Genomic DNA, 21,636 nt, shown 5'->3' on the forward strand with positions numbered 1-21,636 from the left:
CTATTGCAACAAAAGCAGTACGAAGATTTTTGTATTCCGTGGTAAATCTATTGCATTTTTGCCGGCAGATGATAAAATAAGCTTAACAATATATTTTGTCGAAAAGGGGAACATTATGAAGAAATCTAAACAAATCGGCGTAATTGCTTTGTTTCTTGCAGCAGTCTGCCTCATCTGTTTCTTTTTCGGACGCTCGGTTGGCAAATCTGCCGGTGTTTCCGAAATTGATGCAGTAGTGCTGGAGAATAAACTGACGGAAATTAGTGAACTCGCCACGATTACTTACTCATACACCAATATGGCTGAATTTGAAAATAGTAAAGATTTTTACGGAATTAAACTTCCTTTCACCACCAAAGGATTTATCATTACCTACGATGGAGAGATTAAAGCCGGTGTCAATCTTTCCAATGCTGAGGTTTCAGTTTCCGGACAAAAGATTTCGATTACTCTCCCTGAGGCTGAAATTCTGTCCCATCAGATTGAGGAAGACAGTCTGGAGGTTTTCGACGAAACCACCAGCATTTTCAACCCGCTAAAGGTCACCGACTACAACAGCTTTAACAAAGACCAGAAAGCTGAGATGGAGAAAAAAGCCACTGCCAAGGGGCTCCTTACCGAAGCAAAGAAAAAAGCTGTAGATACAGTCAAGGGCTTTATCTTGCAGCTTATTCCGGAAGACTGGACAGTCGAGGTTGTCTAAGTTCTTCTTTGCACATCTCCTATTATTTTCCGAAAAATGTAGGTGGAATGTAGGTATAGAAAAAACCAACGGGCAAAACCGTTGGTTTTTTAATGATTTTCTGGCGGAGGACATGGGACTCGAACCCACGGGGCTGTTACACCTTACCGCATTTCCAATGCGGCTCCTTAGCCACTCGGTCAATCCTCCAAGCACCATTATAATTTACCACAAGTTGAGGAAGATTGCAAGTAGTTTCTGCTATGTTTTTAAAACATTTTTTTGCAGCAGGTTTTTGGTGCAAAACAAAACCTTTACTCTGCGCATAATTCTCTACCTATCTTTATTTCATCGTGCTACAGCAAATATCTTTGATATTGCCTGTCAGGCAGTGTATTACACACAAAAAAAGCGGCGCAGCCATATCTGCTTCCACGAATTTTCCGCTGACCGCACCAGGGTCTGTCCTGTCGTGTCCTGCAAGAGTTGTCCCCCGCCAAAAAATCATTGAAACGCATTCTGCCCACATTGACCCTGTTTACACATATTTTCATATTTTTCCTATTTACCCATTGACAAAGTAGGAAAAAACATTTATACTCATATTAACTTCACAGACAGGAAATTGAAAGAAAGGAGTCCCTATCATGAAAAATTACAATTCTGCTTTTGCAATGATAAATATGATGACAACTATGTACATGTGGATGTTCTCCCTGTGCACGTCTTTAAGTGCAGCAGAATTCGGTTGGGTCTCTCCTTCAAAAGTACGTCGCGTTATCGCTTAAACGATAGGCAAGGTTCAGTTACGTATCAGCCCGGAAGGCAAATCGAATCTTCCGGGCTGTTTGATTTTTGTAAGAAAGGAATTAAGACAATGAAACACTATTTTCAGGAACTTGTCAGAGAGAATTTCCGATTCGGACGAATGTGACTAATCCGCACCACTGATGCTAAGCAGTAAATCTATATTATAAATGTAAAATCATATAAACAGAAAGGAAAATAATCATGGCAAACTATAAATTTGAAACACTCCAGCTCCACGTAGGACAAGAAACTCCAGACCCAGCAACTGACGCTCGTGCAGTTCCGATTTACGCTACAACTTCTTATGTATTTCATGATTCTGCACACGCCGCAGCACGCTTTGGACTTGCTGACGCAGGCAATATTTACGGTCGTCTTACCAATTCCACCCAGGACGTACTGGAGCAGCGCGTTGCCGCTTTAGAAGGCGGCGTAGCTGCACTGGCGCTGGCTTCCGGTGCAGCTGCAATTACCTATACCCTGCAGGCGTTGGGGCAAAATGGCGGTCACTTTGTTTCACAGAAGACCATTTACGGTGGCAGCTACAACCTGCTGGCTCATACCCTGCCTGGCTTTGGCATTACTGCAAGCTTTGTGGATATTCACAATCTGTCTGAGGTCGAAGGTGCTATCAACGAAAATACCCGTGGAATTTACATCGAAACCTTAGGAAATCCAAACAGTGATATTCCTGACATTGACGCGCTAGCACAACTTGCTCATAAGCATGGGCTGCCTCTCATCGTAGACAACACTTTTGGCACGCCTTATCTGATTCGCCCCATTGAACATGGCGCTGACATCGTTGTTCATTCTGCAACTAAATTTCTTGGCGGTCATGGTACAACTTTGGGTGGCATTATTGTAGACGCCGGCAAGTTTGACTGGGCAGCCTCCGGAAAATTCGACCCAATCGCCGCTCCAAATCCTAGCTACCACGGAGTTTCCTTTGTGGAAGCTGCAGGTCCGGCGGCCTTTGTCACCTATGTCCGCGCAATCCTGCTTCGTGACACCGGAGCGACCATCTCTCCATTTGCTGCATTTTTGCTCCTGCAGGGTGTAGAGACTTTATCCTTGCGACTTGACCGTCATGCAGAGAATACAAAAAAAGTTGTGGAATTTCTTACAAAGCACCCTCAGGTAGAAAAGGTAAACCATCCGTCTCTGCCTAATCATCCGGATCACGACTTATACCAGAAGTTCTTCCCAAACGGCGGTGCTTCCATCTTCACTTTTGAAATCAAAGGCGGCATTGCCGAAGCACACAAGTTTATCGACAATCTGCAGATTTTCTCTCTGCTTGCTAACGTAGCTGACGTTAAAAGTCTGGTGATTCATCCGGCTACAACGACCCACAGCCAGCTTAATGAAGAAGAATTGGCAGAGCAAGGTATCAAGCCGAACACCATTCGTCTGTCCATCGGCACAGAACATATTGATGATATTATTGCAGACCTCCAAGGCGGATTCAATGCAGTAAAATAAAATCCTTCTAAAAAGGCTTCAGCGAAAATGCTGAAGCCTTTTGTTTAACTGATTCAACTTATTATTTTACAGACTCTTCTACCACGTTCATCATTTCTTCGATATTAATTACGCCGGTATGTCTGACTTCTTTCTTATCTAAATCTTTTAAGCCCTTCGGCACGCGCACGCCGGTCTTTGCTGCCAACGCTTCCACATAGCGGAATCCATTTTCTTCCTCTCCAAGGCCGATTGATTTTGCAACGCTTTCAGCAAACTTATAAGCGCTAGCCGTGGATGCAATGACGGTCGGTGTGGTATCCCCTGTCTCCTTGCGATAATCTTCATAAACCTTATACGCCACTGCAGTGTGGGTATCCATAAGATAGCCATGCTCCGCATACATCTGGCTGATAGTCTCGTTGGTTTGTGCAACATCCGCATAGCCGCCATAAAAATCAGCAAGGCCTGCTTTGATTTTATCGCTGACTTTGTAAACCTTTTCGGTGTCTAACTGCGCCATCAGTGCCTTGATTTCCTCTCCATTTCCGCCGGATAAATGATACAGCAGCCGTTCCAGATTGCTGGAAATCAAAATGTCCATGGACGGTGAATTAGTCAGATAAAAGTCTCTCTTGATATCATATATGCCTGTATTGATAAAGTCTGTCAAAACTTTGTTTTCGTTGGAAGCACAGATAAACTTGCCCACAGGAATGCCCATCTGCTTTGCATAGTAACCTGCCAAAATGTTCCCAAAGTTTCCGGTCGGCACCACGATGTTCATCTTTTCGCCATTTTTAATCGCACCGCTTTCCACCAGCTTTATGTAGCTGTAGACGTAGTACGCAACCTGTGGCACCAATCTGCCGATATTGATGGAATTAGCCGAAGAAAGCTTACACCCAGAGGCTGCCAGTTTTTCGGCAAATGCGTTGTCATTAAATATTTTCTTTACGCCAGTCTGCGCATCATCAAAGTTTCCGTTGATAGCAAAGACATGGGTGTTTGCACCCTCCTGAGTAATCATCTGACGCTCCTGCACCTGACTGACGCCCTGATTCGGGAAAAATACGATGATTTCTGTTCCCGGCACATCTGCAAAACCCTCCAAGGCAGCTTTTCCGGTATCTCCAGAGGTTGCAGTCAGAATGCAGATCTTCTTATCTTCATTTTCTTTCTTGATGGCAGTGGTCAGCAAATATGGCAGAATAGACAGAGCCATATCCTTAAAAGCTGCTGTTCTTCCATGATACAGTTCCAGAAAATATGCGCCGCCTGCTCTGACAATCGGTGCAATATCCGCAGCTTCAAATTTTTCATCATAAGCGCCCTTGATGCAGTACTGCATCTCTTCCTCAGTATAGTCATCGAAGAAAGCACCGATTACTGCGAGAGCAATCTCCTGATAGGTTTTTCCCATCATATCTTCTATATTAAACGGAAGCGCCGGAATCTCGGTCGGAACGTAAAGGCCCTTATCTTCAGAAAGTCCCTGAATAATCGCCTGTGCTCCTGTCAGTTCCTGCTTGCTCCCTCTTGTACTCTTAAATTTTCTCATTATAGCTTTCTCCTTCTATTTAAAATTTATAAAAATAAAAAATTCTACTAGACAACAATCATTTTTAAGTATATAATAAATAGCGTGAGATTTCAACTGCTCATTGATAATTTTTAAATATGCTTCCATGGTCAAGTGGTCAAGACGCAGCCCTCTCACGGCTGAATCAGGGGTTCGACTCCCCTTGGAAGTACCATAAACAACACCGCTCAAAACGTACTAATTTCAACGATTTGAGCGGTGTTTATTTTCCGTTAAAAGTATGATTTTATGTAAATCTAAGTACTATTTTATGCCTTTTTATGCTAAAAGTTCCTTTCTGCGGAATGCGCAAGATAAATTGACTATTGCATAATCTCTTCATTCGTGGTATATTGGTGTCAAGAGGAAACCCTTGAAAACGGTCAACCTGTAACGATTGAAATAACCGCTAAGTTTGTCAGGCTCAGGCGGTTATTTTATTTCCTTCACAATTCTGTAAAGAATCAGCAGATAAACTACATCAAATATGTACTCTGTCCGAATAGCAATATCCGTCATCGCTACCATAAGTTGAACATGCAACCCATAATCCATTAGCATATTCAACAATATAGCCCTCTTTTTCTGATATATTTTCACAAAGAAGCCAGCCTATTCCATCTTTGGAATAGTCCATGCCCCGCCCATATATCCTCCAACAATCCAAATATCATTGGCATATAAAATAATTTCCATTATCTAAGCTAGCAATCCATAACCCGTTTCCATAATAAATATTTTATTAAAAACCCCAAAAGTACTAAATCACTTCCATTTCACAAGTCTATGTAAAGGCACTCAGCCAGAGTGAGTGCCTCTTTTCACTAATGCATGCGGTTAAAACTCACTTCTTTACCCGTTTCGCTTTTTCCAGTGACTTTTGACCAAACAATCCGTCAGCAGTGATACGCTGACGGCGCTGAAAGCGCTTTACCGCATCTTTTGTTGCAGGTCCGTAAATACCGTCAACATCCAGAGAATTTCCATACCAGTTTAGAAATTGCTGCAGCTGTCTGACCTTTTTTCCACGGTCACCCAGAATGAAGTAGCCACGCTTTGGCAAGGTAATGGTACCGGTATAGGTATGCTTTTTCTCTCCGCTTCCACTACTAGTTTCATAATTTTTGTAGCACCAGTTTAAATCAAATTTGCCGGGCACATTCTTAAAACGCCCTACATCACTGTACTGCCACATAGCGGTCCTTCCTTTATAGGAATTCGTATCATTATACTGTGCTACCCACACATCAATTCCCTGTAAACTGCCTATTTTTTCAGTCAGCCAAGAGTAAGAAGCATAGACCCCAGCCTTTCGACCCTGTTTGCGGACCTCTTTGACAAAAGCTTTCACTACTTTAGTAAGTGCTCGCTTTGACAGTCTGCCCAGGGTCATAGCGTCCTCTACATCCATCCAGATTGGATAGTCGAAGGTCTTTCCTTTGCACAAAGCCACTGCGTGGCGAGCCTCTCGTCTAGCCTGAGACACCGTTACTGCGGTCGAGTAGTAATATGCCCCAAACCCCAGATTTGCTGCACGCGCCATCTGATAGTTATGAGAAAAGGTGCTATCCTCCATCGTTCCGCGATAGCCGCCTGCTCTTGCAATAACAAAGCGGACACCCGCCTTTTTCATCCTGTTATAATCAGCTTCCGTCAGCCTGCCGTTCCAATAACTAACATCAATGCCTTTCTTTTTTGCCATAAAAAACACCCCAGGTTATCCTATGCCGAGGTGTCCATTTCTGTGCTATTCCACAGCTTCCATTATATAAAATTATTCCTGTGTCTCAGGCATTTTGCTCAAATATTCTTCTCGAACAGCTGGCACATAGTACGTGCTGTAGCAAATGAGGTCATCATCTTCATCAATACGCACATCAAAAGCATAGTAAGGCATGAAAATATTGCACTGCGGTCCCGTCAGATATACAAGAGATGAACGCTCAATATTATCAAGAGACGGCAGCTTCGTATTGCCTGCCACGTACTTTCCCTTCTTGAGAAGTTGTTTTGCCTCTTCAGCTGTAATAATCGGGTACTCCTCAATCTTCTTGCCTGATGCCAGATTATCCATCATCATAATGCCGATTAGCTGTCCCTCATCGTTTAGTTCAAACCTCATACGCTTCAGGTTATATCCCACAATCTGCTCCTGCAGATTTTCTCCCCCGTCATAACCGGATAAAATCCAATGCGGCTTTCTCTCCTCATCGTAAAATATGCGAACACTGACCCTCGGGTTCGAGAATTCCATTAATCCCCCGTACTGTTCCAAAAGATACGCGGTCACCTGCTCCGCTTCTTCACTGTCCATTTCAGAATCTGCTGTCTTATGATCCTGCGGAAGTGACTTTGGCTGTGCAAATTTTATTTCCGTAAAATTATTATATGTCACAGTGATATTGCCATCGTCTGTATACGCAGTTGCCTTAAATGCTTTCTGCAAAGTTCCGTCTTCTGGCTTCGTATCATCGGATTTCTCTTTTCTCTCATACTTGATCTCATCTATCGTCATATTCATTTCAGCTGCAGCTGCCCGCAGTTTTTTGTCCAGAAAGGCATCGCTGACCGGTATCGCTTTTTCATCTGCCTCTCCTGCATAAGCGATGTTCTCATATACCGGAAGAAACTCAACCTCAGTATCTTCTTCCCATGGGTTTCCATCCTCTTGTGTCGATGGGTTTCCAAGCTTTTTCTTTGGCTCTTCCGCTTTCGTCGCATAGCGTTCAACTGACAAAGTCGGCAGCTTATCGCTCTCTTCTGCTGCCACATTCTGACCATTTCTATCGGAAGACCCATTTCCGATTTGCTCACCAGACGGCAGTAGCTGCACAGCGCCCAGTACGAACATCAAAAAACATGCCGCCGCTATACTGCTATAACGAAACCACTTCTTCCGCTGCATGCTCCTTCTCTGCGCTGACTGAAAATCTGCTGCTTCCTTAATATATGCATCATCAATTTCATTGATATGAAATAAAATATCCTCTTTCTTCATAACACGATTCCCTCACTTTCCAGAGATTTTTTCAGTTCTTTTCGCATACGAAAAAGCATGGATGTAATTCGGTTTGGATTCATCGAAAATTCCTCTGCAATTTCCTTAACAGAACACAAATACCAGTACCGTTTTACAAATACTATCCGATTCAATCTGGACTGCCTTGCCAGAAATTGATTGATGACCTCGACTACTGCCATTTCATCCGCCAGCGTTTCTACCTCTGAACGCTCACCGACACATTCCTCCAGTTCTGACAAAGCCAGCGCAACCTGTCCTTCTCCTCGCTTTTGAGCATTGCGCCCTTTATACCGGTTCAGCGCCAAATTTCGGGTTATCTTCCCCAAATAGGTGGAAAGCTGCACCGGTCGTTGAGGTGGAATTGCATTCCATGCACGCATGTAGGCGTCATTGACACATTCCTCCGCGTCCTCGCTGCTTCTGAGGATATTGTAAGCTATGTAATTGCAATATTTTCCATATTTCTTGTCCGTCTCCGCAATAGCTTCTTCGCTTCGCGCAAAGTAAAGCTCTACGATTGTGCTGTCCTCCATAGCCATCTCCCTTCCCTAATCATCACCACTTTTTTTCTTCTCTATTGCATCTCTAATTTCATTTTATCAGGTGGGGAAAAAAATCGCAAGAAAAAAGGAGCAATACTGCTGCTTGCGCATTGCTCCCGCATTTCATTCATTTCGATTGCTCCAGATCAAGCTTTCGTTTCATATAGGTTGTACCTGAAAATTTATTATGTTCATTCATCAGGATTTTCGCCCTGGCAATGTTGCCCTTTTTCAAAGCTATCAGAATCTCCGTATGGTCATTAATACTCTGCTTGCGGTTTTCGCTGACAGCCTGATAAGCAAAAGTGCACATATTGATTTGATTCTGCGTCTTTGCAGCACACTCTCTGATAGTCCTGTTGGTACAGTATTCTATCATAGTCTGATGAAAACAATCAGATGCTTTGTGAGAACCTTGCTCATCATCGGTTTCATAAGCAGCTTTCTGCTCCGCAATGATATCCTCCAGTTCTTCAACGAGGTATTTTAGCGTATCCAGACCCTGATATGTATCAATGACGATATCAAAGAGATAGCAGTTGGCTTCAATAAGTCCCGCTTCTTCTTCCTCCGAAAGCTTGATAATACTAGGTCCTACATTGTGCTTCTGCTCTACAAAACCTTCCTGAATAAGTCTATTAATAGTCTCTCTTACAGGGGTTCTGCTGACAGAAAAGGTTTTCGCCAGTTCCTCAATATTTAGTCTGTCTCCCGGCACCAGTTCCCGATTCTGTATTTTTTGCAAAATCAGGTCATAAATCTGATCGACAAGAGACGTTCTCTTTACTTTCATCTTTTCACTCCATTAGAACGGTCTTGGTTCTTCTCTTCTGCTGTTTTCTTTCTTGATAATATTGCTGACAACTACCCACATTATCAGTGCCAACACTGCGAAAATTAAAATAGCAACAAATGAAGAGTCATAAGCACCGCCGGATTTTTCTACCAAGCTGCTGCTGATGGTTGGTCCGATAATCGCTGCCGGAACCAAGTTGAACATGCCAACACCAAAGTTTACAGCAAAGTACTTCGGTCCGTAATATTTCTGAATCAATGTAGAACAGATGGTCGGGTTCGCTCCGTACGAAAGACCCATCGCTAAAAGTCCTACCAGAATCAGAATCATGGAACCGGTCTTTGCTCCCAGGAGCAGTGCGATGCCCCCTACAAACATGAAGATAATATCCACCATCATAGCAGTTTTTCCGTTGGTTTTATCGTAAATGCCGCCGACAATCACACGACCTGCGCCATTAAATACAGATACTACCATACCTACGATAGCCGGTGCACCGAATGCCACAGCGATAGACGCGGCGCTGTTGATGACCATCAGACCGCCCACACTAATCAGCACACACCAAAGCAGGAAGCACCAGAAAGAAGCAGTTTTCATAACAGTTCCAATCGGGTCTCCATAAAGTTCTTTTGCCTGTCCACTGCCTGCAGGAGCCTCAGGCACTTTAATAAAGAAAGAGCCAACTCCCAAAACTACGAATATCATAATACCCAAAATCATAAAAGTGGTAAAAATCCCTTTGGAAGCAATCAGGCTGGTTGCAACGCTTCCAAGAATCAGCGCACCAAGACCGAATCCCATCATCATAATACCGCTGCAAAGACCTGGCTTATCTGGAAACCACTTATTCATGGTGCCGATTACACAATTATAGGTAAGACCTACGCCGCTTCCACCGAAAAATCCATAAAAAATATACAGCATAATCAAGCTGGAAGAAGTGTTTTCCGGATTCAGACGAGATACACCAAAAAATCCAATCAGCAGACAGACTGCAGATAGCAGGATAATCAGCTGCGGTTTGAACCTGGCTGCCAGTTTACCAGCAACAAATCCGCCCACGCAGAAGAAGACCATAGAGATAGTAAAAGTCATAGAAAGCTGTGACAGTGACCAATCTGTATAAACTTCGCTAAAAGGCGTTCTAAACAGTGACCAGCCATAGATAAGGCCACAGAAAATTAACAGCAATGTACCCACACACAGATACAACCATCGTTTGTTACTTGTCATTGAACGATTCTCCTTTTCTTTGAATTGAATTTGCGGTATCCTGGTCTGCCTTAGAGAAAAAAAGCGGATGAAATAAAGGCTATTCCACCCGCCGTCCCTCAGACAAACGCTTTATACCTAATGTATTTATGACTATTTTATAGATTTTCAAACAAAAAGTCAAGCAATATTCTTATACACTGGTGTTTTTCCTTTTAGGTTTACAATAGATGGGTTACAACTGAATAAAAAAAATTGCGAGATCTCATTTTTGTGTTAAAGTTAAGTTACCACACCAAACCATTACACAGGAGGTTCCGCATGACAAGTATAACACAAGATATGAGATTTCGTCTATCCCTTTTAAATTATGCCGAAAAATATGGTGTTACCAAGGCTGCTATTAAATACAAAGTCAATCGCCAGTACATCTATCGTTGGCGTCGCCGTTTTGACGGCTCTATCCAGTCACTTAGAGAACATTCTAGAAGACCTCATCATCATCCTAACCAGCATACCCCTGAGGAACTCAAGCTCATCAAAGACATGCGCCGTAGAAACCCTCATGCCGGACTTGTCGTACTTTGGGTAAAACTCTCTCAACGGTATTTTTACAACACATGCTGAAAGCTTTTCCTTTTGTTGTGGAATGTGTGCAGACGGACAATGGTCCAGAGTTCACTAAGCGATTTGTTAGCAAAAGAGCAAATGACCTTAGCCGGTTTGAGAAAAAGCTCAAAGAATTGGGTATTGCGCACAAGTTGATTAAACCTTTTACACCAAGACATAATGGAAAGATAGAACGATTACATAGAAAAGATAACGAATACTTCTATGCAACTCACTCGTTCTACTCCCTTGCAGATTTTGCTGCTCAGCTAAAGGTTCATAACCGAAAGTACAACAACTTTCCTATGCGTCCATTAAAGTGGCTTTCTCCTAAAGATACTTTATTTAATTTTTTGCATGACGGTGTAACATATGTTTGACAAGCCTTCAGTCACTAGCTCCGCTAAATTTTAATTCATTTTAAAAATAGGAGGTACGCCTTATGAAGGTAATGAAAACGCCGAAGGATATGGCATAATGAAGAAACGGTCCGTAGAAAGCGACAAGAAAATGGTATGAAAACGAAAAAAGAAGCCGCCTTTAACGGAAGAAGAGGTGCAGGAAAAAATGCTCCGTGAACGCCGCAAAGGATTTTCAATTCCTATCGGACTCGGCACCGCTTTTGTGGCAATCTTAGTTTTCTTTTTAATTGTAGATACTGATACTATTATGTTTATTTAGTTCGCCCTTTTTTTAGGGCGAATTTTTATTTGCAACAGTAATTCAACCACGAATCCGCCCCTTTGCTCTTATTTTAGGGATAGAAAGGGCAGATTTAGAATTTTTACTTTAAAAACGCATTAAAAATCTGATTATCCGCTAAAACACAGTATCTATCAGCATTTTCAAGGAAACAAACACATCAATTTACTACTTATTTACTACCATTGAATGAGCCTTGATACGCAAGTTTTCCTAGATATGCAAAGATATGGTACAGCACATCAGTATTGAAACAAGAAAAAATTGAATAACTCATAGACTATGGAACGCCTAAAATGACGTTCCTTTTCTATTTCCAGCCGTTCTTATTGGACGGCTATTTTATTACCCAAAATGAAAGGAACATTTAGACTTATGAAAGAAATATTAAAACGATTATGTACTGGCGTACTTGCTCTTGCGACTGTCGTTACTGCTTTACCGAGTACACCCGTTCATGCGTCGGAAACACAGTATTGGACAGAGTCTGTCGAACGTGTCGGTATCGTAGAACGTGTTAATAATGATGGCTCTATTACTGAAACCTTTAATGAGGGACATTTGACCGTTGAGGGCAAGGACGCTTATTGTATTGACATCAATACAGCATTCAAAAACGGTTATAAAACCAGAGCTGACGCAAGCACCCGTATGAGTACCGACCAAATAAGCGATGTTGCCTTATCTATCGAATATGTGAAACAGTACACAGACAACCATAGCGGAATAAGCAACAATCACGCTTACCTTTTAAGACAGCTTGTAGTCTGGCAGAGATTGAGCGTACATCTAGGCTGGCAATGTGATAACGTGCGAGCTTCTTATGATGAAATTCCAAAGGCAACGCAGGACGAAGTTTTCGCTGGTGCAAAAGCCTTTGTCAAAGAAAATAAAGGACGCTATGAATGTGGCGGTTATATCTACTCTGGCGAGGGGCAGGAATTGGGACAATTCTGGGCTAAACTCAATGTCGGAAATGCGAAACTGCAAAAGATTTCCAGTAATACCAGCATTACAGATGGTAACGGAAATTACTCTATCGCTGGTGCAACATATGGTGTCTTTGCTGATAAGGATTGCACGAAACAGCTTGCCACCCTTACGACTGATGAAAACGGAAATACGGACGTTGTAGAGGTAACGGCTGGCACAGTCTATATCAAGGAATTATCTGCACCAGCAGGATATAAAGTGGATAAAACTGTATATTCCTTAAAGGTTGAAGCTGGAAAGACAGCGACCTTGAATGTATCTGATACACCAAAGGTAACGGACACATTGATTGAGCTTTTCAAGATTGATATGGAAACACAGAAAAACAATCCGCAGGGGAACGCTTCTTTAGCAGGTGCGGAATTTACATGGAAGTATTATGCAGGCTTCTATAATAAAGACAATCTTCCTGCCGAAGCTACTCGTACATGGGTTACAAAGACAATCGCTGAAACAGACAGCGACGGGACAACCCACTACATCACAAAATTAGCGGACGCTTATAAGGTAGCTGGCGACAGCTTCTATATGCAGGACGGAAAAGCGGTTCTTCCACTTGGAACGCTAACCGTTGAGGAAACAAAAGCTCCAAACGGCTACTTGCTAGACGGTGCATATATGCAGGCTGGCGACAAGTCCGAACAGATTAAGGGCTTATATGTAACACAGATTACCGAGGACGGCGACCTTGCCGTATTATCTGGAAGTAACCAGTTTTCCGTATCAGATAAAGTCATTCGTGGCGGTGTCAAAATTCAGAAACGAGATTTAGAAACTGGCGATACCAAACCACAAGGAAGTGCAACATTGAAAGATACTGCTTTTGACATCATTTCTTTAAATGATAATTCTGTATTGATTGAGGGCAAGCTCTATAAGAAAAACGAAGTGGTAAAAACAATCTATACGGATATTGAGGGTATTGCTTCTACTTCCGCTGACCTTTTACCTTATGGAAAATTCCGTATCGTTGAAAGTGAAGCTCCCGACGGATATTTGACAGACGGTATGAAGCCGATTGACTTTGCAATCACAGAGAATGGAAAAATCGTAGATTTAACCGACAAAGCAAACTCTATCTACAATCAGATTAAGCGTGGCGATATTGAGGGCGTAAAAATCGGTGCAGGCACACACAAGCGTCTTGCTGATGTTCCTTTTAGGATCACAAGCAAGACGACGGGCGAAAGTCATGTTGTGGTAACTGATGATAACGGGCAGTTCTCCACTTCTGCTGACTGGGCTAGTCATAAGCACAATACCAACGCAGGAAAGACCAGCGAGGACGGTGTGTGGTTTGGGACTTCTGAACCAGACGACAGCAAGGGTGCATTACCTTATGATACTTACATCATTGAAGAATTAAAATGTGAAAGCAACAAAGGCTTTGAACTTATCCCACCTTTTGAAATCGTGGTATCAAGAAATAACCGTGTGATTGATTTGGGAACGCTGACTGATGAATACGAAAGAGAAATCTCAATCCATACCACAGCGACCAGCAAGGACGGCGAAAAGACAATCCTTGCGGGAAAAGAAATCACGATTGTAGATACTGTCAAATTAGACGGACTTACAAAAGGCACAAAGTATCAGTTGAAAGGCTGGCAGATGTTAAAGGAAGAAAACGCTGAACTTGTCATTGACGGAAAGCGTGTAGAAAATGACTATACTTTTGTCGCTGATGATGAAGCTATGAAAGTGGAAATTGCCTATACATTCAATGCGTCTGCTTTAGGTGGCAAGAACCTTGTTACCTTTGAAGAATTGTATGATTTAAGCAATCCAGACGAACCCGTAAAAGTTGCGGAACACAAAGACATTGAGGACGACGGGCAGACGGTACTTATCACAGAGCGTATCATCAAGATACATACAACTGCTACCGATAAGGACGGCAACAAAGAGCTTAAAGCAGGAAAAGAGGTAACAATCATTGATACCGTAACCTTAGAGGGCTTAGAAATTGGCACAAAATATCAGCTTAAAGGTTGGCAAATGTTGAAAGAAGAAAATGCAGAACTTCTTATCAATGGAAAGCGTGTAGAAAATGACTATACTTTTGTCGCTGACAGCGAAGCTATGAAAGTGGAAGTTGCCTTTACCTTTGACGCTTCTACTCTTGACGGCAAACAGCTTGTAACTTTTGAAGAATTGTACGATTTAAGCAATCCAGACGAGCCGAAGAAAGTTACCGAGCATAAGGACACCACAGACGAGGGACAGACGATTACTTTTAAGGAAAAACCAGAAGAACCAGAGAAACCCGAAACACCGCAAACGCCAGAAAAGCCTAGCAGACCTACGGACAGTCCCAAAACGGGAGATAACACCAACCTTTACGGACTGCTTGCACTTCTTTTGACTTCTGGTTCTGGACTGGCAGGTATCTTCTTCTACAAACGCCGTAAAATGAAGAAATCATAAGGCGGTAACGGTATGAGAAAAGGAAAATCACGCTCTCCGCCGAAGCTGTCAAACGGCAGACTTCCGCTTATTCTGGCTTGTCTGCCAACAACCTGCAAGAACACGGATAGTCAAGGGTGCGTAAGCATTTATTTTACCCTTTACTATCTGGGGGATTGCTGGTACTTTCCAAACCGCCAGAATAAGAAATCACAATCAAAAAACTTATCAAAAATAGAAAGAAACGAGGTAAAACAATATGGAAATGAAATATGTCGTGCCAGATATGGCACAGTCTTTTGGAACTCTTGAATTTGCAGGAGAAAGCGAGCCTATCTTTGAAAGGGATAAAAATAACCGCAGGGTTTTAGCCAGACGAAGCTATAACCTTTATTCTGACGTACAGAAAGGCGAAAATGTTGTGGTAGAAATTCCCGTGCAGGCTGGCGAAAAGCATTTCAAGTATGAACAGAAAGTAAAACTTGTCAATCCGAAGTTATACGGCAGAGGTTACGCAATCGGGGATATGGGACATACCGATTATGTGTTGCTTGCTGATGATATTGTAACAGTTGAAGAAAAGCAAAGGAGTTAAGAATTTATGAGATTATCAAACGGATTTGTTATTGACAAAGAGAAAACATTTGGAGAATTAAAATTTACAGCGGTGCGTGATGTGTACTTGCAGAATGAGGACGGGACACCGAGTACCCAGCTTAAAAAGCGTATCTATGATTTGAAGTGCAGTCTGCATGGTGGAATTATCCCCGTGTCTGTACCGCCAGAAGTACCGTTAAGGGAATTTCCGTATAATGCAGTTGTGGAGCTTGTCAATCCAGTAGCCGATACGGTATCACGAAAAACCTATACGGGTGCAGAGGTGGACTGGTATGTAAAGGCAGAGGATATTGCGTTGAAGAATAAAGGCAACCAGAACGCAGGCAGTCCACAGAAACAGCAATCAATAAAAAAAGGATAATGAATATTCACACTATCCTTTGATTGCTTAATATGGAAAACTAGAATAAGGGTCGTTATATCGACTTTGAGCTTTATATTTGGTGTCTATTTGGATATATGCTGTATGGAAATTAGCAAGTAATTCACTGTCATTTTGTAATTCCTCAACAGCCCACGGTTGCAACATATAAGGAAATACAGCATTGTTTAAATCTGAAACAAGGTATTGATTTGTAGTTTCAATAATTATCATGCTTTGTTTAAGCCATTTTACAGCTCCGTCATGGAATGGTAATTCAGAAGTATGATTATCTTCCATGTATAAGCCATATACAATAGCTTTTTGGTAGTTATCTAATTTTTGCAATCTTTCTTTAGCAGTTGCTTTAAATTTTTTCATAGAGCGTTTATGGCTGAAATATTTATAAATACCTATGATGAGTGTAACAGCAAGTATTGAAAAGGACGTTAAAAATAGTAATCCTATGGCAAAGCCGTATTTATTTCTGAAATCAACCATATACATCTTGGCAACTATATTGTCTGGAAGAAATAGAACCATACCAGAGGCAAGAGCAAGGGCAAACATTATTTTGGTTGGCAACTTAAAGAAATCAGCAAGGTTAAAATCAAATTTCATTTTTTCACTCCTATCGAAAAGATATGGTTTGATTATACCAAATTACGATACTTAAGGCTATTAAATATTTTTTGAAAGTGAAAGCAAAGGGGGTAAATGTTATTTCAATATTTAGAATTAAAGGACACCATATCAGAGCCAGTGATAAACACCTTGTCTACCACTTTTCCATAGGAACGCTTCTGTTTGTATTCGTGGCGGTTCTTCTGCTACTGAATATCAAACAGCTCATGCGTACCGATTGGGAGCATTTCAGCCTATTAGACAATGGCTTGACGCTTTCCACTTACAACTGCATAACGATTTTGATAGCGACTGGTGTTTGTGCATTGGTCGCTTTTCTGTATTACCACTTCTGTTACGACAGTTTTAAGAAGTTCCTGCACCGTCAAAAGCTGGCAAGAATGATACTGGAAAATAAATGGTATGAAGCTGATACCGTACAAAACAGCGGTTTTTTTACTGACCTGCAAAGCAGATCAAGGGAAAAAATCGTCTGGTTTCCCAAGATTTATTATCAAATGGAAAAGGGACTGCTCCATATCCGCTGTGAAATCACGCTGGGGAAATATCAAGACCAGCTTTTACGGCTAGAGGATAAGCTGGAAAGTGGCTTGTATTGCGAACTGACCGACAAGACCTTACATGACGGCTATATCGAATATACCCTGCTTTATGATATGATAGCGAACCGTATTACCATTGATGAAGTACGGGCAGAAAACGGCTGTCTTAGATTGATGAAAAATCTAGTCTGGGAGTATGACGCACTACCCCACGCTCTGATTGCTGGTGGAACTGGTGGCGGTAAAACATACTTTCTGCTGACGCTCATTGAAGCCCTACTGCATACAAACGTTGTTCTTTACATTTTAGACCCAAAGAATGCTGACCTTGCGGACTTGGGAACGGTCATGCCGAACGTCTATCACACCAAAGAAGAAATGATAGATTGCGTCAATGCTTTTTATGACGGCATGGTACAGCGAAGTGAGGAAATGAAACAGCACCCGAACTATAAGACGGGCGAAAACTACGCCTATCTGGGACTGCCACCCTGCTTTCTTATCTTTGATGAATATGTGGCGTTTTTTGAAATGCTGGGGACAAAAGAAAGCGTAAGCCTACTTAGCCAGTTAAAGAAAATCGTCATGCTGGGACGGCAGGCAGGATATTTCCTTATCGTTGCTTGTCAAAGACCAGACGCAAAGTATTTCTCGGACGGGATAAGGGATAACTTCAACTTTCGTGTAGGACTTGGGCGTATCAGTGAACTTGGTTACGGTATGCTGTTTGGTTCTGATGTGAAGAAACAGTTTTTCCAGAAACATATCAAAGGGCGTGGTTACTGTGATGTGGGAACAAGCGTCATAAGTGAATTTTACACGCCTTTAGTGCCAAAAGGACATGATTTTTTGCAGACAATCGGTTCTCTTGCACAAACAAGGCAGGACGGGACGGCGACGTGCGAAGCGAAAGGCGACGGCACGGACTAGCCGTTGCTGGTGTGGCGTTAGCCACGCCAGCAGGTAAAACCCCTCGGTATCTAACAGAGGGGTACGTTTGCAAATAGACAATAGACGAAAAACATAGGAAACATGGGCTTTATCAAGTGTTTTCCATGTAAAAATCAGTTGTGAAGTCGCCTTAAAAAACTTCACACTTGACAGATTGGGGGTATGGTTCTGAATGAAGAACAATGGATAAAAGAATTACGGGAGAAACGGATTGCTTACGGTATCTCACAAGGCAGGCTGGCGGTGGCTTCTGGTATCACAAGGGAATATCTCAACAAGATAGAAAGCGGAAAAATGAAGCCGTCAAAGGAACTTCTTCATACTCTGCATAAGGAACTGGCAAGGTTCAATCCAGAAGCACCGCTTACCATGCTGTTTGATTATGTGAAAATTCGTTTTCCTACGCTGGATATACAGCACATCATCAAAGATATATTAAAACTGAATATCAATTATATGCTTCATGAAGATTACGGACATTACAGTTATACGGAGCATTACTCTTTAGGGGACATCTTTATTTATACGTCGGCTGACGAAGAAAAAGGTGTCCTTTTAGAGTTAAAGGGGCGTGGTTGCAGGCAGTTTGAAAGTTACCTGCTGGCACAGCAAAGAAGCTGGTATGACTTTCTCATGGACGCACTTATAGATGGTGGCGTGATGAAGCGTATCGACCTTGCTATCAACGACCATACGGGCATTTTGGATATTCCAGAGCTTGCGGAAAAATGCAGGAAACGGGAATATATCGGAAAGTCCAGAAGTTATAAGTTTTACCAGTCGGGCGAGCTTATCAAGCACAGAGAGGACGACAGAGAATATATGGGGCGTACCCTTTATCTTGGTTCGTTGAAATCAGATGTGTATTTCTGTATCTATGAAAAAGACTATGAGCAGTACGTCAAGTTAGGGACACCGCTGGAAGAAGCCGACATTATCAATCGTTTTGAAATACGGCTTCGCAATGAACGTGCCTATTATGCAGTACGAGATTTGCTGACCTATTATGACGCAGAGCAGACCGCCTTTTCTATCATCAACCAGTATGTGCGGTTTGTTGATGAAGAACCAGACAAGCGAAAAAATGACTGGAAACTCAATGACCGCTGGGCTTGGTTCATCGGCGATAACAGACAGAGCTTGAAGCTGACGACAAAGCCAGAACCTTATACCTTAGACCGTACATTGCGGTGGGTACAAAGGCAGGTAGCACCGACCTTGAAAATGCTGAAAAAGATTGATAAGGGAAACGGTACAGACTACATGGAAACGATTGAAAAGCAGGCAAAGCTCACAGAAAAACATGAAATGATAATCAAACAGCAGACGACCCCTGCAAAAGATTTAGTGAAAAGTTAGGAGTGATGAAAAATGTGGGAATTATTTAAGAACTTACTGCTGGTATCACTTGGAACGGGTATCGGCGTGGTTCTGATGTGCATTATGAGTGTCGGCAAAGAAGCTGACAGATACATGGAAGAAATCAAAGAAAGAGAGGACAAATAACATGAATTTCGGACAAAATTTATATACATGGTTTTTAAGCAACGCACAGAGCTTAGTGCTTATGGCGATTGTGGTTATCGGTATCTACTTAGGGTTCAAGCGTGAGTTTTCAAAGCTCATTGGCTTCTTAGTAGTTGCTCTTGTTGCTGTCGGATTGGTATTCAATGCTGGCGGTGTGAAAGACGTACTGTTAGAACTGTTCAATAAGATTATCGGTGCGTAAGAATTTTCATTGTAGTGCTTTTGAGATAATGATATAATTTGAGTATGACAAAGAGCATTTAAAAATTTGTGAGGTGGGAATATGGAAAAGTTTTCTATGCCAGAACAAGTATCTGCAACATTAGAACAAGATGAAATAATGCGACTTAAACATAGTTTAGAAACCACTATATCGAAAGTGGAAGCTGACAAAATAATCTCGGAATTATCATTACCTCTAAACTCAACACCAGATGTTCGTGCTGAATGGGTTGATAGAATGTCTGCTTTGCTTGAAAGTAGATTTGATGAAAACACCGTCAAAGCTATTCGTAAGAAATGTTATTGTAATGAAAATGGCAGATTGGAAGATACTGCACATTTCTTAAAAGACCTTTATCTGTCATTTGACAGAGATTTACATAGTTTTGTTAATGCTCTAAATGAAAATGGGGCTGGTTGGTATATAAAAGATAATCAGTTATACACAAAGATGTTTTCATGTGAATGTCCTATGCTAGAAAAAGCTAAGGAAACCAGCTCATTAACATGGTGTCATTGTACGGCAGGCTATAACAAAAAGTTGTTTGAAATTGTTTTTGAAATGCCTATTGACGTGGAAGTTATACACAGCATACGGCAAGGGTTTGACTGTTGTTTGTTGAGAATTACATTTAAGTAGACTTATTTATAGGTTCACTCTTATATATTTTGCGTAGGAAGAAATAGAAAAAGGGTCAGGTGGTACAAGATGAATAATAAAGACATTGTAAAATATTATTATGAGGTAATTGTTTCGCAGAACTTGCTAAATGAGTTGCCAAATTATGTGTCAGAAAATTGTATGATAAAAGTAGGCGATAAAATATTCCCTTTAGGTTTAAATGGAATGAAAGAACATCTGATAGATGTTAAAAAAACATATCCAGATTATACTATGAAGATTATAAAGCAGTATTCAGACGGGGATTATGTTATTTCTGAATTTATTATGCAGGGAACACATGAGGGCGAATGGATAGGAATAAAACCCACACACAAAACATTACTATTTACTGGTGTTGATATTGATAAAGTAGTAGACGGTAAAATTGTTGAACATGGTGGTGCTGTCAATACTTTTGAAACATTGTTTGAAGAACATTTGATTAAGCCTATATAAATATCATAAGTACAAATTACAACTTCATACCCACATACAAAGCAGTCATTCTGAAAAGATCGACTGCTTTTTTCATACTAAAATTAGATTGGAGTGATACATTGAACTATATTTTTAAGGATATGCAGGCAAGGATTGGCTGTCAATATATATCAGATTTACCCTTTAAGCGAAGTGCTGTCTGGTTTGAATTGAAGCACTTAAACCTTGCCGACTATCCTATGAAACAACTAGAAGATTTTTCACATTATGTCTTTGGTGTCCCGTACACCGTCATAGCGGAAGTTTTAAAAAGAAAGGACGTGATAACCTATGCAGGAAACAAGGGTGCTGGTGGAAACGAGAAGAACAACTGGCGAAAAAACAATATCGTACTGGTTCGACCTGCCGATAGATGTTGCCGAGTTTGAAGAAAAGTTAGGTATCGGTGCAGAAAGTGGGGATTACCGCATTATCGAAAAGGTACTGCCCTTTTCTGATGAAGTTCATGAGCATACCAGCGTGTACCAGCTCAACGAATTAGATTTTATGTATCGCCAGCTTTCAAGCGATATGCAGGAAGAATATACAATGCTTCATACGGTGTATGAAAATTTAGAAGCACTTTATATTTGCAGGAACGTGATTACCATTTATCCAGACTGCAAAAGCATGATTGATGTTGCAAGGCAAAAGCTGATGAATGACCCGACATTCAAACATTTATCCGAGGACTGTCAAGAATATTACTTTGACTTTGAAGCCTACGCTTCGCACTTGCAGGAACACGGACGTTATCTTGTAACGGAACATGGTATCTTTGAACTGCCAGAATAGGAAATGAGGTG

General features: G+C 41.6%; 24 protein-coding genes, 2 tRNA genes and 1 pseudogene. 17 read left to right on the top strand and 10 right to left on the bottom strand.

Annotated elements, in window-relative coordinates:
* Positions 1 to 115 precede the first annotated feature (115 nt).
* On the top strand, positions 116 to 703 hold the full coding sequence (locus D1151_RS05715; protein ID WP_161908258.1) for a DUF4230 domain-containing protein: 588 nt from the start codon (positions 116 to 118) through the stop codon (positions 701 to 703).
* A 101-nt stretch (positions 704 to 804) separates the two neighbouring features.
* Here D1151_RS05715 and D1151_RS05720 read toward each other — a convergent pair.
* Together D1151_RS05720 and D1151_RS05725 are read right to left on the bottom strand one after the other, a co-directional pair.
* Positions 805 to 892, bottom strand: a tRNA-Ser gene (locus D1151_RS05720).
* Positions 893 to 1,025: 133 nt separating this feature from the next.
* Complete coding sequence (locus D1151_RS05725; RefSeq protein WP_160202715.1) at positions 1,026 to 1,190, bottom strand: hypothetical protein; 165 nt, start codon at positions 1,188 to 1,190, stop codon at positions 1,026 to 1,028.
* Between the two features lie 139 nt (positions 1,191 to 1,329).
* Between D1151_RS05725 and D1151_RS05730 the strand changes: the two genes are divergently transcribed.
* Entirely contained in the window at positions 1,330 to 1,470 is a 141-nt protein-coding gene (locus D1151_RS05730) for a hypothetical protein (RefSeq protein WP_161908259.1), read from the top strand.
* Positions 1,471 to 1,693: 223 nt separating this feature from the next.
* On the top strand, positions 1,694 to 2,977 hold the full coding sequence (locus D1151_RS05735; RefSeq protein WP_161908260.1) for an O-acetylhomoserine aminocarboxypropyltransferase/cysteine synthase family protein: 1,284 nt from the start codon (positions 1,694 to 1,696) through the stop codon (positions 2,975 to 2,977).
* Between the two features lie 61 nt (positions 2,978 to 3,038).
* Here D1151_RS05735 and thrC read toward each other — a convergent pair whose 3' ends face one another.
* Positions 3,039 to 4,517, bottom strand: coding sequence for a threonine synthase (gene thrC / locus D1151_RS05740; RefSeq protein ID WP_161908261.1), 1,479 nt, complete (start codon positions 4,515 to 4,517; stop codon positions 3,039 to 3,041).
* A 121-nt stretch (positions 4,518 to 4,638) separates the two neighbouring features.
* Here thrC and D1151_RS05745 point away from each other — a divergent pair.
* Positions 4,639 to 4,713 (top strand) — tRNA-Glu (locus D1151_RS05745).
* Between the two features lie 257 nt (positions 4,714 to 4,970).
* On the opposite strand, the gene D1151_RS17030 is transcribed toward D1151_RS05745, so the two are convergent.
* The 6 genes from D1151_RS17030 to D1151_RS05770 all read right to left on the bottom strand — a co-directional run bounded on the left by D1151_RS17030 (position 4,971) and on the right by D1151_RS05770 (position 10,134).
* The gene (locus D1151_RS17030; RefSeq protein ID WP_279261549.1) at positions 4,971 to 5,105 is read right to left on the bottom strand and encodes a hypothetical protein; all 135 of its coding nucleotides are present in this window, start codon (positions 5,103 to 5,105) and stop codon (positions 4,971 to 4,973) included.
* 277 nt (positions 5,106 to 5,382) lie between these two features.
* Complete coding sequence (locus D1151_RS05750; RefSeq protein WP_161908262.1) at positions 5,383 to 6,240, bottom strand: GH25 family lysozyme; 858 nt, start codon at positions 6,238 to 6,240, stop codon at positions 5,383 to 5,385.
* Between the two features lie 72 nt (positions 6,241 to 6,312).
* Positions 6,313 to 7,536, bottom strand: coding sequence for a hypothetical protein (locus tag D1151_RS05755; protein WP_161908263.1), 1,224 nt, complete (start codon positions 7,534 to 7,536; stop codon positions 6,313 to 6,315).
* Entirely contained in the window at positions 7,533 to 8,093 is a 561-nt protein-coding gene (locus D1151_RS05760) for an RNA polymerase sigma factor (protein WP_160201579.1), read from the bottom strand. The genes D1151_RS05755 and D1151_RS05760 overlap by 4 nt, the downstream gene beginning before the upstream one ends.
* 136 nt (positions 8,094 to 8,229) lie before the next feature.
* Positions 8,230 to 8,895 carry a GntR family transcriptional regulator gene (locus tag D1151_RS05765; protein WP_161908264.1) on the bottom strand — a complete coding sequence of 222 codons (666 nt, stop codon included), beginning with the start codon at positions 8,893 to 8,895 and terminating at the stop codon, positions 8,230 to 8,232.
* Positions 8,896 to 8,907: 12 nt separating this feature from the next.
* Positions 8,908 to 10,134 (bottom strand): MFS transporter, encoded by a 1,227-nt coding sequence (locus D1151_RS05770; protein ID WP_161908265.1) that lies wholly within the window; start codon positions 10,132 to 10,134, stop codon positions 8,908 to 8,910.
* A gap of 300 nt (positions 10,135 to 10,434) precedes the next feature.
* Between D1151_RS05770 and D1151_RS16835 the strand changes: the two genes are divergently transcribed.
* From D1151_RS16835 to D1151_RS05795, 5 genes are all read left to right on the top strand, one after another.
* A complete protein-coding gene (locus tag D1151_RS16835) occupies positions 10,435 to 10,740 on the top strand; it encodes a helix-turn-helix domain-containing protein (protein WP_243151167.1) in 306 nt (101 codons plus the stop codon).
* A complete protein-coding gene (locus tag D1151_RS16840) occupies positions 10,734 to 11,102 on the top strand; it encodes an integrase core domain-containing protein (protein WP_243151031.1) in 369 nt (122 codons plus the stop codon). Before D1151_RS16835 ends, D1151_RS16840 begins: the two co-directional genes overlap by 7 nt.
* Positions 11,103 to 11,799: 697 nt before the next feature.
* Positions 11,800 to 14,844, top strand: a complete 3,045-nt coding sequence (locus tag D1151_RS05780) for an SrtB-anchored collagen-binding adhesin (RefSeq protein ID WP_161908266.1) — start codon at positions 11,800 to 11,802, stop codon at positions 14,842 to 14,844.
* A gap of 238 nt (positions 14,845 to 15,082) precedes the next feature.
* Complete coding sequence (locus D1151_RS05790; protein WP_161908268.1) at positions 15,083 to 15,418, top strand: YdcP family protein; 336 nt, start codon at positions 15,083 to 15,085, stop codon at positions 15,416 to 15,418.
* A 6-nt stretch (positions 15,419 to 15,424) separates the two neighbouring features.
* On the top strand, positions 15,425 to 15,802 hold the full coding sequence (locus D1151_RS05795; RefSeq protein ID WP_161908269.1) for a YdcP family protein: 378 nt from the start codon (positions 15,425 to 15,427) through the stop codon (positions 15,800 to 15,802).
* A 27-nt stretch (positions 15,803 to 15,829) separates the two neighbouring features.
* Here the strand turns inward: D1151_RS05795 and D1151_RS05800 are convergent, their stop codons facing one another.
* Entirely contained in the window at positions 15,830 to 16,423 is a 594-nt protein-coding gene (locus tag D1151_RS05800) for a superinfection exclusion B family protein (protein ID WP_161908270.1), read from the bottom strand.
* 107 nt (positions 16,424 to 16,530) lie between these two features.
* On the opposite strand from D1151_RS05800, the gene D1151_RS05805 reads away from it, so the two are divergent.
* From D1151_RS05805 to D1151_RS05840, 8 genes and pseudogenes are all read left to right on the top strand, one after another.
* A complete protein-coding gene (locus D1151_RS05805) occupies positions 16,531 to 17,919 on the top strand; it encodes an FtsK/SpoIIIE domain-containing protein (protein WP_161908306.1) in 1,389 nt (462 codons plus the stop codon).
* Positions 17,920 to 18,102: 183 nt separating this feature from the next.
* Positions 18,103 to 19,299 (top strand): MobT family relaxase, encoded by a 1,197-nt coding sequence (gene mobT / locus D1151_RS05810; RefSeq protein WP_161908271.1) that lies wholly within the window; start codon positions 18,103 to 18,105, stop codon positions 19,297 to 19,299.
* 12 nt (positions 19,300 to 19,311) lie between these two features.
* Positions 19,312 to 19,446, top strand: coding sequence for a DUF3789 domain-containing protein (locus tag D1151_RS05815; protein WP_161908272.1), 135 nt, complete (start codon positions 19,312 to 19,314; stop codon positions 19,444 to 19,446).
* 1 nt (position 19,447) lies between these two features.
* Positions 19,448 to 19,669, top strand: a complete 222-nt coding sequence (locus D1151_RS05820) for a hypothetical protein (RefSeq protein WP_006354966.1) — start codon at positions 19,448 to 19,450, stop codon at positions 19,667 to 19,669.
* Positions 19,670 to 19,750: 81 nt separating this feature from the next.
* Positions 19,751 to 20,329 carry a DUF6144 family protein gene (locus D1151_RS05825; RefSeq protein ID WP_161908273.1) on the top strand — a complete coding sequence of 193 codons (579 nt, stop codon included), beginning with the start codon at positions 19,751 to 19,753 and terminating at the stop codon, positions 20,327 to 20,329.
* Between the two features lie 69 nt (positions 20,330 to 20,398).
* Positions 20,399 to 20,809 (top strand): ester cyclase, encoded by a 411-nt coding sequence (locus tag D1151_RS05830; protein WP_161908274.1) that lies wholly within the window; start codon positions 20,399 to 20,401, stop codon positions 20,807 to 20,809.
* A gap of 101 nt (positions 20,810 to 20,910) precedes the next feature.
* Positions 20,911 to 21,203: pseudogene (locus D1151_RS16845) on the top strand (conjugal transfer protein).
* Positions 21,122 to 21,625: an antirestriction protein ArdA gene (locus D1151_RS05840; RefSeq protein ID WP_161908275.1), complete on the top strand. Its 504-nt coding sequence runs from the start codon at positions 21,122 to 21,124 to the stop codon at positions 21,623 to 21,625. Before D1151_RS16845 ends, D1151_RS05840 begins: the two are co-directional and overlap by 82 nt.
* Positions 21,626 to 21,636: the final 11 nt, after the last annotated feature.

The sequence above is a fragment of the Emergencia sp. 1XD21-10 genome, assembly GCF_009936045.1.
Classification (GTDB): domain Bacteria; phylum Bacillota; class Clostridia; order Peptostreptococcales; family Anaerovoracaceae; genus Senimuribacter; species Senimuribacter intestinalis.

Coding starts and splice junctions, on each gene's coding strand:
- D1151_RS05800 (WP_161908270.1), bottom strand. CDS start 16,423: ATGAAATTTGATTTTAACCTTGCTGATTTCTTTAAGTTGCCAACCAAA.
- D1151_RS05755 (WP_161908263.1), bottom strand. CDS start 7,536: ATGAAGAAAGAGGATATTTTATTTCATATCAATGAAATTGATGATGCA.
- D1151_RS05765 (WP_161908264.1), bottom strand. CDS start 8,895: ATGAAAGTAAAGAGAACGTCTCTTGTCGATCAGATTTATGACCTGATT.
- D1151_RS05825 (WP_161908273.1), top strand. CDS start 19,751: ATGGAAAAGTTTTCTATGCCAGAACAAGTATCTGCAACATTAGAACAA.
- D1151_RS16840 (WP_243151031.1), top strand. CDS start 10,734: ATGCTGAAAGCTTTTCCTTTTGTTGTGGAATGTGTGCAGACGGACAAT.
- D1151_RS05780 (WP_161908266.1), top strand. CDS start 11,800: ATGAAAGAAATATTAAAACGATTATGTACTGGCGTACTTGCTCTTGCG.
- mobT (WP_161908271.1), top strand. CDS start 18,103: ATGGTTCTGAATGAAGAACAATGGATAAAAGAATTACGGGAGAAACGG.
- D1151_RS05770 (WP_161908265.1), bottom strand. CDS start 10,134: ATGACAAGTAACAAACGATGGTTGTATCTGTGTGTGGGTACATTGCTG.
- D1151_RS05715 (WP_161908258.1), top strand. CDS start 116: ATGAAGAAATCTAAACAAATCGGCGTAATTGCTTTGTTTCTTGCAGCA.
- D1151_RS05760 (WP_160201579.1), bottom strand. CDS start 8,093: ATGGAGGACAGCACAATCGTAGAGCTTTACTTTGCGCGAAGCGAAGAA.
- D1151_RS05750 (WP_161908262.1), bottom strand. CDS start 6,240: ATGGCAAAAAAGAAAGGCATTGATGTTAGTTATTGGAACGGCAGGCTG.
- D1151_RS05735 (WP_161908260.1), top strand. CDS start 1,694: ATGGCAAACTATAAATTTGAAACACTCCAGCTCCACGTAGGACAAGAA.
- D1151_RS05730 (WP_161908259.1), top strand. CDS start 1,330: ATGAAAAATTACAATTCTGCTTTTGCAATGATAAATATGATGACAACT.
- D1151_RS05840 (WP_161908275.1), top strand. CDS start 21,122: ATGCAGGAAACAAGGGTGCTGGTGGAAACGAGAAGAACAACTGGCGAA.
- D1151_RS05795 (WP_161908269.1), top strand. CDS start 15,425: ATGAGATTATCAAACGGATTTGTTATTGACAAAGAGAAAACATTTGGA.
- D1151_RS16835 (WP_243151167.1), top strand. CDS start 10,435: ATGACAAGTATAACACAAGATATGAGATTTCGTCTATCCCTTTTAAAT.
- D1151_RS05790 (WP_161908268.1), top strand. CDS start 15,083: ATGGAAATGAAATATGTCGTGCCAGATATGGCACAGTCTTTTGGAACT.
- D1151_RS05820 (WP_006354966.1), top strand. CDS start 19,448: ATGAATTTCGGACAAAATTTATATACATGGTTTTTAAGCAACGCACAG.
- D1151_RS05830 (WP_161908274.1), top strand. CDS start 20,399: ATGAATAATAAAGACATTGTAAAATATTATTATGAGGTAATTGTTTCG.
- thrC (WP_161908261.1), bottom strand. CDS start 4,517: ATGAGAAAATTTAAGAGTACAAGAGGGAGCAAGCAGGAACTGACAGGA.
- D1151_RS05815 (WP_161908272.1), top strand. CDS start 19,312: ATGTGGGAATTATTTAAGAACTTACTGCTGGTATCACTTGGAACGGGT.
- D1151_RS05725 (WP_160202715.1), bottom strand. CDS start 1,190: ATGATTTTTTGGCGGGGGACAACTCTTGCAGGACACGACAGGACAGAC.